Genomic DNA, 870 nt, shown 5'->3' with positions numbered 1-870 from the left:
GGGCGGGATGGCGGGGTTTGTGTCCATCCGGGAGGTGGGACCGCGCGACGGCTTGCAGAACGAGGAGCCGATCCCGACCGAGGCCAAGGTGCGGCTGCTCGACGCGCTCTCCCGTACCGGAGTGGGGCGGATCGAGGCGGTGTCGTTCGTGCATCCCAGGGCGATCCCGCAGATGGCCGATGCCGACGAGGTGTGGCGGCAGGCGGCAAAGGTCGACGGGGTTCGCTATTCGGCGCTGGTGCCCAACGTGCGGGGCGCGCAGCGTGCCCTCGCCGCCGGGTTCACCGAGATCGAGGTCGTCGTCTCCGCCAGCGACACCCACAACCGGCGCAACCTTAACCGCTCCACCGACGAGTCGCTCGACGACATCGCTGAGTTGATCGATCTGCTGCACGCTGCCGGTGCCCACGCCGAAGTGATCATCGCGACCAGCTTTGGCTGCCCGTACGAGGGGGACATCGACCCGGGTCGGGTAGCCGCCATCGTGGACCGGGTGGTCCGGGACGGCGCCGACCGCGTGGCCTTCGGTGACACCACAGGCATGGGTACGCCCCGACGGGTCCGCGATCTCCTGACGGCGGTACGCGACCGTCATGCGGACATCCCGGTGCTGCTGCACTTCCACAACACCCGGGGCACCGCCCTGGCGAACCTGCTCACCGCGCTGGAGTTCGGGGTGACCGAGTTCGACGCCAGCGTCGGTGGTCTCGGCGGCTGCCCGTACGCACCCGGTGCCAGCGGGAACCTGGCCACCGAGGAGGCGGTGCACATGCTGCACGACATGGGCATCGACACCGGCATCGACCTGGACGCCCTGATCGAGGTCGCCGAGCTGGCCGAGCGCCTCACTGCCCGCCCCCTCCCCTCCGG

At 70.2% G+C, this 870-nt stretch carries 1 protein-coding gene; it reads left to right on the top strand.

Features of this window, described 5'->3' with window-relative positions; translation table 11 throughout:
• Positions 1-7 precede the first annotated feature (7 nt).
• On the top strand, positions 8-870 hold an 863-nt coding region (locus tag C1I93_RS30760), incomplete at its 3' end, for a hydroxymethylglutaryl-CoA lyase (protein WP_111246720.1).

Origin of the sequence: Micromonospora endophytica (assembly GCF_003236305.1) — a bacterium.
Taxonomy (GTDB): domain Bacteria; phylum Actinomycetota; class Actinomycetes; order Mycobacteriales; family Micromonosporaceae; genus Micromonospora; species Micromonospora endophytica.
This window is presented reverse-complemented; position numbering and strand designations above follow the sequence as displayed.